Origin of the sequence: Microcystis sp. M179S2, from assembly GCF_020245805.1 — a bacterium.
GTDB lineage: Bacteria > Cyanobacteriota > Cyanobacteriia > Cyanobacteriales > Microcystaceae > Microcystis > Microcystis aeruginosa.
On record NZ_JADBUE010000363.1, the window covers coordinates 1 to 5118 of the forward strand.

Consider the following 5118-nt stretch of genomic DNA (forward strand, 5'->3'; position numbering starts at 1 on the left):
ATCTAGAAGCATTAGAATTGAGAAAACGACTCTTAGGGGACAATCATCCCGATGTGGCAACTTCCCTCAACAATTTAGCAGGATTGTACTTATCCCAAGGAAGGTACGAAGAAGCTGAACCCCTCTTATTGCAAGCTTTAGAATTAGATAAACAACTATTAGGTGACAATCATCCCCATGTATCATCTTCCCTCAATGGTTTAGCAAGATTGTACAATTCCCAAGGAAAGTACGAAGAAGCGGAACCCCTCTATTTACAAGCTTTAGCAATTGCCGAGCAAGCTTTAGGGGAGAATCATCCTACTACTGTTAAGATTCGGGAAAACTTAGAGTCGCTCCCGTAGGATGGGTTATTAACCCATCCGATAATACAACAATATAAAATAATACAATCACCTTCAATCAACTAAACAATCATGACTACACTCAAAGATATTGAATCCGCGATTCTCCAGTTGCCTGACGAAGAAATCCATCAATTATCAGCTTGGTTACAAGACTATCTTGATGATAGTTGGGACAAACAGATAAAAAACGATCTCGAATCAGGGAAACTCGATCGACTATTACAAAAAGTCAACAATGATATCAGTAACAATCAAGTTAAGCCTTTAGATGAAATCCTTAACAACTCCTGATTTTTGGCAATGTTATGCCAACTTACCTCCCTACATTAAGCAACAGGCAAAAAAAGCCTATCGTCTCTGGATTAGTAATGTTTTCCATCGATCATTACATTTCAAGAAAGTAGGGAAAAATGTCTGGTCAGTCCGAATAACTGAAAATTATAGAGCTTTAGCATTGAAAAAAGGTGAAGATTATTACTGGTTTTGGATTGGTTCTCATGATGAGTATGAAGAGTTAATTAAATAGAAGGAGAAAATTAACCATGCTAGATACTAAAGAATTTCGCAATATTATCCACCAAGATTTTACTGAAGTTACCTCACAGGAATTTCTGGCAAATCTAAAAAAATACTGTCCAGAAATTTTTGAAGGCGATAACTATCCCAATATCACTGAAAATCTTAATAATTTAGCAAAACTATACCACTCTCAAGGAAGGTACGAAGAAGCAGAATCCCTCTATTTACAAGCATTAGAATTAAGGAAACGACTATTAGGGGAGAATCATCCCTCTGTTGCTATTTCCCTAAACAATTTAGCAAAATTGTACGATTCTCAAGGAAAGTATGAAGAAGCAGAACCCCTCTATTTACAATCATTAGCAATTGCCGAGCAAGCTTTAGGGGAGAATCATCCTACTACTGTTAAGATTCGGGAAAACTTACAAAGGCTGCGACAACAGCAACATCCATCGTCTTAACTGTGATTGATGGGATTATGTCAAGTTTTTAGGAAATTAAATCAGTTTATTCTTAATCAAACTTAAACGGAGAAAATTAATGACAACCAACTTATTAAATAATGCTATTACCATAGATAACGAAATTCAACATGGTAAACCAATCTTAACAGGAACCCGAATCCCGATCGCCATTGTTATTGGTTCCCTGGCAGGAGGAATGAGCTATGAAGAAGTCATGGAGGAATATGGAGTTACTCAAGAGCAAATTCTTGCTTCTTTAGCATATTTTTCTGAACTTTTAAATAATGAAATCATTTATCCAATGGAGAAAACCAGTTGAAAATTCGCTTTTTAATTGATGAAGACTGCCCCTTAAGTTTAAGCAACTTGCTAAATTCTAAAGGTTATGACGCTATTCATGTAAAAACCTCTGGACTAAGTGGCACAAAAGACCCTGAGCTATTTCGATTTGCTCAACGAGAACAGCGAATTATTATTAGCCGTGATTTGGGATGGGCTAATATCAAAAATTATCCTCCCAATACCCATTGTGGTCTGATTATTTTACGATTTCCTTTTGAGGCGATAGCGGTAGAAATTAGACAGGTTTTAGAAAATTTTATCAATACCGTAGATATAGAAGAAATTATTGGCTCAACGGTAATTGTGGATAAAAATAAGTTTAGGATCAGAAAATCTGGTTGACAAATTAATAGTGTTCCTAATATAAATTAAATAGCGATCACCACTTTTAAACCTGATAGAAAAACAGCAATTCTTTTACAGTTCATTAAATTGTAATTGCTTTTTCCCTACCCAATAAACCCAACAGAATAAACCCATGAATACAACAACTCAAACCATCAAAGTCTATGACGAAATTATTGAACTAATCGCAGGGGGAACCACCCCCCAATCGGTGATTAACTTTCATCTTTCCGATACCGCTCAAAATCGCCTAGAAGACCTAATTTATAACGCTAAAAATAATGAACTTACCCAAGATGAAAAACAGGAACTCGATGCTTATTTAATTCTAGAACATATTATGACCCTAGCAAAAGCAAAAGCTCACCAATATCTCAATGGAGCTAACTAAAATGGCTCGACCTTACATTAGTGTAGAATTGCGAAAATTAGTTGCTGAACGTGCCGATTTTCTCTGTGAATATTGCTTAATTTCTGCTTATGATAGGGTATCTGGCTGTCAGGTGGATCATATCATTAGTGTTAAACATGGGGGAGCAACTTCGGCTGATAATTTCTGCTCCGCCTGTATTTTTTGCAATTTACAAAAAGGTACAGATTTGCTGAATACAACACAATCATAGTATTCATTCAATCATTCAAATAACAGTTTAGACTTATTATGGGATTACCGTAGGTGCTTCTCATCCATGCCCCTTAGATTACCAGATTTTGTCCCCCCCTGAACGGTGACAATTTATCAGCGTTTTCTCCTTGTTTGTCGCCGGTGATGCCATTGACTGAGGAGACGATAACTAACAAAATAAGTGATAATGCCCGCCAACAGACCTGTAATCAAACTACCAAAAAATAGCGTTAATAAAAATTCACCGCTCAAACTTGCCCAATTTTCCGCCCAACTTTGGTTAGAGGCAAAAATACGACTATCGATCGCTTGATTTCCTTGACCTAAAAACAATTCTCCCAATTTATAATTAAACAAAAACAGGGGAATATAGGTAAAAGGATTACTCACCCAAGTGGCTGCTGCTGCTGCGATTTTATTGCCCCGCACACAGAAAGCTAAAAAAATCGCAATAATGATCTGTAATCCCATCCAAGGAAAGGCCCCGGAAAACACCCCCACCGCTAACCCGCGAGCGATTTCGATCGGATGTCCCTGTAATCGCACCAAGCGAATCCACCAGTAGCGACAGGAGCGCGTCAGACGATTAATTAGGTTATTCCCTTTATTTTTCGCTTTTAATGACCGTGAGCGCATATTTTCGGGCATAAATGCTGACAAAATTGATCCTGACTTCAATTTTAGCAAGGAGTGATTAAGAGATGTTAAACACAGGGGATACGATCGCCGCCATCGCTACGGCGATCGTTCCGGAACAGGGTAGCATCGGTATTGTCCGTTTATCCGGTAGTCAGGCAGTGGCGATCGCTCGTCGGCTTTTTCATACCCGCAATCGTCAAAAATGGCAAAGTCATCGTCTTCTCTACGGTTATATCCGACATCCCCAAAGTCAAGCAATTATCGATGAAGCTTTGCTGTTGCTCATGTTGGCTCCCCGCTCTTTCACCCGCGAGGATGTGGTGGAATTTCACTGTCATGGCGGCATTATGCCCGTACAACAGGTGTTACAGTTATGTCTAGAAAATGGGGCGCGTTTGGCACAAGCGGGGGAATTTAGCCTGCGTGCCTTTCTCAACGGCAGAATTGACCTAACTCAAGCCGAAAGCGTCGTCGATCTCGTTGGGGCGCGTTCTCCCCAAGCGGCACAATTTGCCCTCGCTGGGTTGCAGGGGAAACTCGCGCAACCGATCCGCCATTTGCGCGCCACCTGTCTCGATATTTTGGCCGAAATTGAGGCCCGTATTGACTTTGAAGAAGATTTACCGCCCTTGGATTGCGAGGCGATTCTCCATAGCATAGAACAGGTTTTTTGTCAAGTAAATTTAATTTTAGCCACCGCCGAGCGCGGGGAATTGCTGCGTAGTGGTCTGAAAGTGGCGATCGTGGGGCGGCCGAATGTGGGTAAATCCAGTTTGTTAAATGCTTGGAGTCGGAGCGATCGAGCGATTGTCACCGATTTACCCGGCACTACCCGCGATATTGTCGAATCTCAGCTAGTTGTGGCGGGAATTCCCGTACAAGTCCTCGATACGGCAGGAATTCGCTCGGCCAGCGATCGAGTCGAACAAATTGGGGTGGAACGTTCCCGTCAAACGGCCCGGTCTGCTGATTTAGTTCTCTTAACCGTCTCCGCAGAGTCCGGATGGACCCAGGAGGACGGGGAAATTTATCGCTCTGTCAGCGATCGCCGATTAATTTTAGTGATTAATAAAATTGATTTGGTTAATCCAGAAACGGTAATTTACCCAGCAGAAATTGAGCGAGTTGTCAAGCTATCCGCCGTCCAAAATCAGGGTATTGAAGACTTAGAAAAAACTATTATTAATGCTGTCCAAAATCAAGAACTACAGGCGGCTAATTTGGATTTAGCCATTAATCAACGACAAGCAGCCGCTTTAACTACGGCGAAAATTGCTTTGCAACAGGTCAAAAAAACAATTGACCAAAATTTACCTTTTGATTTTTGGTCGATCGATCTGCGTACTGCCATTCAATCCTTAGGAGAAATTACCGGCGAAGAAGTGACTGAATCGGTACTCGATCGCATTTTTAGCCGTTTTTGTATTGGTAAATAAGCAATGAGGAAATTTGGTCAACTGTGTTGGGTTAACTGTAGTTTTGTTGAGGATTGTATAACTCAGATATTACTGGAAAAAAATACTTTCCAAGCGGCCGTAATAATGGCACTTCCCAAAAGGATAATCAATGTCCAGACCTGATTTTTTTGGGTTCCTTCCACTGATTTTAGCCGGTTGTCGATGCCTTCAATTTTCCCGTCTAAAACTTTAATATCCCCTTTGATATCTGCTTGTCCTATCTCAAGTTTTGTTAAGCGATTATCTAATCGATCAAACCGTTCATCAATCTTATCGAATTTTTGACTAACTTCCTTGATACTGTCTTTAATTTCTTTAAGGACAGCTTCTAGGGAATAAGTAACAGTTTCGTTAGACATTTGGTAAACTCCTATACTGCA

Annotated in this window: 11 protein-coding genes; 9 read left to right on the forward strand and 2 right to left on the reverse strand. The window is 40.2% G+C overall.

Annotated features, from left to right (window positions below; all coding sequences use genetic code 11):
• From IM500_RS22775 to IM500_RS22810, 8 genes are all read left to right on the forward strand, one after another.
• Nucleotides 1-344, forward strand: a 344-nt coding sequence (locus IM500_RS22775) for a tetratricopeptide repeat protein (protein WP_287739590.1), incomplete at its 5' end; no start/stop codon positions are given.
• A 72-nt stretch (nucleotides 345-416) separates the two neighbouring features.
• Nucleotides 417-638 carry a hypothetical protein gene (locus IM500_RS22780; RefSeq protein WP_002736659.1) on the forward strand — a complete coding sequence of 74 codons (222 nt, stop codon included), beginning with the start codon at nucleotides 417-419 and terminating at the stop codon, nucleotides 636-638.
• On the forward strand, nucleotides 616-873 hold the full coding sequence (locus IM500_RS22785) for a ParE family toxin-like protein (RefSeq protein ID WP_002737575.1): 258 nt from the start codon (nucleotides 616-618) through the stop codon (nucleotides 871-873). The genes IM500_RS22780 and IM500_RS22785 overlap by 23 nt, the downstream gene beginning before the upstream one ends.
• 16 nt (nucleotides 874-889) lie before the next feature.
• Nucleotides 890-1327, forward strand: a complete 438-nt coding sequence (locus IM500_RS22790; RefSeq protein ID WP_353737934.1) for a tetratricopeptide repeat protein — start codon at nucleotides 890-892, stop codon at nucleotides 1325-1327.
• A 79-nt stretch (nucleotides 1328-1406) separates the two neighbouring features.
• On the forward strand, nucleotides 1407-1649 hold the full coding sequence (locus tag IM500_RS22795) for a DUF433 domain-containing protein (protein ID WP_002744173.1): 243 nt from the start codon (nucleotides 1407-1409) through the stop codon (nucleotides 1647-1649).
• Nucleotides 1646-2014, forward strand: coding sequence for a DUF5615 family PIN-like protein (locus tag IM500_RS22800; protein WP_002744172.1), 369 nt, complete (start codon nucleotides 1646-1648; stop codon nucleotides 2012-2014). Before IM500_RS22795 ends, IM500_RS22800 begins: the two co-directional genes overlap by 4 nt.
• Before the next feature lie 136 nt (nucleotides 2015-2150).
• Nucleotides 2151-2408 (forward strand): hypothetical protein, encoded by a 258-nt coding sequence (locus IM500_RS22805; RefSeq protein ID WP_287739591.1) that lies wholly within the window; start codon nucleotides 2151-2153, stop codon nucleotides 2406-2408.
• Nucleotide 2409: 1 nt separating this feature from the next.
• Nucleotides 2410-2640: an HNH endonuclease gene (locus IM500_RS22810; RefSeq protein ID WP_287739592.1), complete on the forward strand. Its 231-nt coding sequence runs from the start codon at nucleotides 2410-2412 to the stop codon at nucleotides 2638-2640.
• A 116-nt stretch (nucleotides 2641-2756) separates the two neighbouring features.
• On the opposite strand, the gene IM500_RS22815 is transcribed toward IM500_RS22810, so the two are convergent.
• Complete coding sequence (locus tag IM500_RS22815) at nucleotides 2757-3290, reverse strand: DUF2062 domain-containing protein (protein WP_287739593.1); 534 nt, start codon at nucleotides 3288-3290, stop codon at nucleotides 2757-2759.
• Nucleotides 3291-3343: 53 nt separating this feature from the next.
• Between IM500_RS22815 and mnmE the strand changes: the two genes are divergently transcribed.
• A complete protein-coding gene (gene mnmE, locus IM500_RS22820) occupies nucleotides 3344-4717 on the forward strand; it encodes a tRNA uridine-5-carboxymethylaminomethyl(34) synthesis GTPase MnmE (protein ID WP_287739594.1) in 1374 nt (457 codons plus the stop codon).
• A gap of 62 nt (nucleotides 4718-4779) precedes the next feature.
• Here the strand turns inward: mnmE and IM500_RS22825 are convergent, their stop codons facing one another.
• On the reverse strand, nucleotides 4780-5097 hold the full coding sequence (locus IM500_RS22825) for a polyhydroxyalkanoate biosynthesis repressor PhaR (protein ID WP_190722649.1): 318 nt from the start codon (nucleotides 5095-5097) through the stop codon (nucleotides 4780-4782).
• Between the last annotated feature and the right edge of the window lie 21 nt (nucleotides 5098-5118).